This window comes from Rhodopseudomonas sp. BR0C11 (assembly GCF_010820945.1).
GTDB lineage: Bacteria > Pseudomonadota > Alphaproteobacteria > Rhizobiales > Xanthobacteraceae > Rhodopseudomonas > Rhodopseudomonas palustris_H.
This window is the reverse complement of record NZ_QTKI01000501.1, coordinates 1-3112: the sequence shown is the minus strand read 5'-3', so window position 1 is coordinate 3112 and position 3112 is coordinate 1. Positions and strand designations below refer to the sequence as shown.

The window sequence follows — 3112 nt, the reverse complement described above, 5'->3', positions numbered from 1 at the left end:
GGGCGCCGCGCAGCGACTCGATCGAATATGGCTTGCGGACGATCGGTAGGTCGCGCATGCGCTCCGGGATCATCGCGGTGTCGCCGTAACCGGTGGCGAACATGAACGGGATTCCGAGCCGCTCCAGTTCGTCGGCGACCGGCAGTGAACTGCCGTTGCCGAGATTGACGTCGAGGATCGCCAGCGTCGGCGGTCGCTGCGCGATCGTCAGCAGCGCCTCTTCGGCGGACGCGACCGAGATCACCGACTTGGCACCGATCGCACCGAGCATTTCCTCGGCATCGAGTGCAATCACGAGCTGATCTTCGACCAGCAGGATCGCCGCATTGGCGATATTCAGCGAACTGCTGTCGACGCTCGCAGTGGCCGGCTGCGGGCTCGACAGCCGCTGCAGCGACTCGGTGACGAACTGGCCGGGAATACCGAGCCGCGCGACGACACCGCCCGGCGTGTAGTCGATCTCGCTCCAGCCGCCGAGATCGAACGGAATGCTGCGGCTCAGCAGCACGGTGCCGAAGCCGTGCCGGGTCGGCGGCCGGACCGGCGGGCCTCCGCTCTCGGTCCATTCGATATCGCAGCGGCCGTCGTCGCGCACCGACCAGCTCACTCGCAGATGGCCCGATGAGCGAGACAATGCGCCGTACTTCGCCGCATTGGTGGCCAGCTCGTGCAGCACCAGCGCCAGCACCGAATAGGCGCGGGAATCGAGGCCGACGTCCGGGCCATCCAGCGTGATCTGCGTGGCGGGGTAGGGCGACAGTTCGGCGCGGATCAGATCGAGCAGCGCCCCGCCGCCGTCGGACCGCACCACCTGATCGTGCGCGAACGACAGCGCCATGATCCGCCCGCGCAAGGCCGAGGCGAATTCCTCCAGCGATTTGCCTTCGCCGGCCGGCTGGTTCACCAGCGATTTGATCAGCGCCAGGATGTTCTTGACGCGATGGTTCAGCTCCTCGTTGAGGACGCGCTGACGCACTTCGGCCTTCTTGCGCTCGGCCGAGAGAATTTCGCTCTGCCGCAGCAGCACTTCGCGCAGGCCGACCTGGATGGTGGCCGCCGTGTCGCGGTCATCCGCGCTCCACGGGATCGACTGGCCTTCGACCTGCTCTTTCCAGATCGAGAAACTCTTGCGCGGCGTCAGCCGGTCGCCCAGCGGTCCGGTGTCGTAGGTCTTGTTCGGATCGCCCGCCCAGTTCAGTGTCTGCACTTGCTCCTTGCGGAAAAATAACAAGTAATCGCCGGCTGTCTGCGACAGCGGGATCGCCAGCATGCCGGCGGCCGCGCCCGCATAGTCGGTCGCCGCCACGATCCGGTCGGCGAGGGCATGGGTGGCGACGATCTCGTTTCCGGCCCGGCCGGTGAGCAGATACATGATCGACGGCAGCGCGTTGGCCGGCGGCGTCGAGCCATGCGCGGTCCAGACCCCGTTCATCCACAGGCCGACACCATCGCTCGGAATCAGGTCGGCGATGCGTGGGAGGTTGGCGCGCAGGAAGTCGTCGACCGAGGCATCGAACGACATCTGGCTGGTCAGCGCGTCGAGCGTTCGCCGGGTGCGCAGCGACGACTGGAAGCGGCGTTGGTGGTGGACCGCGGTGAAATGCAGCGAGAAGAAATCGGCGAACATTTCGGCGGCGACGCGCTGGGCCATCGGCACCACGCGCGGTTCGTAGTGATGGCAGGCGATCAGCCCCCACAGCGTGCCGTCGATGATGATCGACAGCGACATCGAGGCGCTGACGCCCATGTTGCGCAGATATTCGAGATGGATCGGCGAAACGCTGCGCAAGTGCGCGAACGACAGATCGAGCGCGGCGCCGGAAGCATCGCGCTCCGGCACGATCCGGCTGCTGTCGCCGCGCGAATCCGAGATCACGCGGATGGCGTTCTTCAAGTATAGCAGCCGCGCCTGCTGCGGGATGTCGGAGGCCGGGAAGTGCTGGCCGAGAAAACTCTCGAGGTCGCTGCGCTTGGCCTCCCCGATGACCTTGCCGGATCCGTCGGCCGCGAAGCGATACATCATGACCCGGTGATAGCCGAGCATCGCCTGCAGATAGCGCGGCACCCGCGCCGCCATCTCGTCGAGAGACTTCAACTCCTTGGTGCGTGCGATGATCTGCCGCGTCAGCCGCAGCGGGTTGTCGGCCTGGTCGGCGGCCGCGGGCTCGAATTCGATAATCGAGGTGCCGTCGTGATGATGCAGTGAGACGTCGAAGGTGCGTCCGGTGCCGCCGTCGCGCCAGCCGAAGATCAGCGCCGGTCGCTTCGGATCGGAGGCCTGCGCCAGCGCGTTGCGCAACGTGTGTGCCTCCGTCTCGCCGAAGTAATCGGCCAGCAGCTCGCCGACCCGTGGCGTCTCGCGGCCCAGGATGGCGCCGGCGTTTTCCGAGATGCGCGTGATCCGCACGGCTTGCGAGTCGCACGCCAGCAGACAGCCGCGCGGCTGAATGCTGCCGGGGATGTGGATCGGCTCGCGATCGCAGGAGGTGAGGTCGACCTTATGCGGCATGGCGTGCCCTCCGCGTCGGCGCGGCGCACGGTGCTACACACCTGATCTCATTTGAGCGATGAGCAGAAGCAGTCGTCGATAGGATCGTTGCGCCTACAGCCAATGGGTGCCTTACGGTGTGGGGAGGAGCGAGCTGACAAGCCGTCCACCGGGCTAAGGCTGGAGACACTTGCAACGTGCCTCGCTTGGACGCTGGAACCAATGTAGCCGCAGCGCATTATTTGTTCCGTTCACTAGTACACAGAGGAACTGCTGTGATCGCCTCTTCTGAACGGCCGAACAACAACTTGTTGCGAGCACTGAGCCCGAGCGATTTCGAGCTGGTGCGTCCGCATCTGCGGTGCGAGACCCGGGCCGCCGGGGATCTGTTGTATCGCCCCGGCGATCACGTCGGCAGCGCGTTCTTTCCGTGTGGGCCGAGCCTCGTATCTTATGAGGTGACCGACGGCGATGGCCGCGGCGTCGAGACGGTGCTGGTCGGGCGCGAAGGCGCGGTCGGCGGCATCGTCAGCTCCGGCTTTCTGCCGGCGTATTGCCTGATCGTCGTCAAGTTCGAGGGCCCGTTCGTCCGCATGCCGATCCTCAACATTCAGGCTGCCAAGG

General features: G+C 65.8%; 1 protein-coding gene and 1 pseudogene. One reads left to right on the top strand and one right to left on the bottom strand.

The genetic code is table 11. The annotated features are described in order from the left end of the window. Positions 1 to 2509: HWE histidine kinase domain-containing protein (locus tag DYI24_RS24130; protein ID WP_164574122.1), on the bottom strand; the 2509-nt coding region annotated here is incomplete at its 3' end. A 254-nt stretch (positions 2510 to 2763) separates the two neighbouring features. On the opposite strand from DYI24_RS24130, the pseudogene DYI24_RS24125 reads away from it, so the two are divergent. Then, a pseudogene (locus DYI24_RS24125) lies at positions 2764 to 3112 on the top strand (Crp/Fnr family transcriptional regulator); the annotation flags it as partial.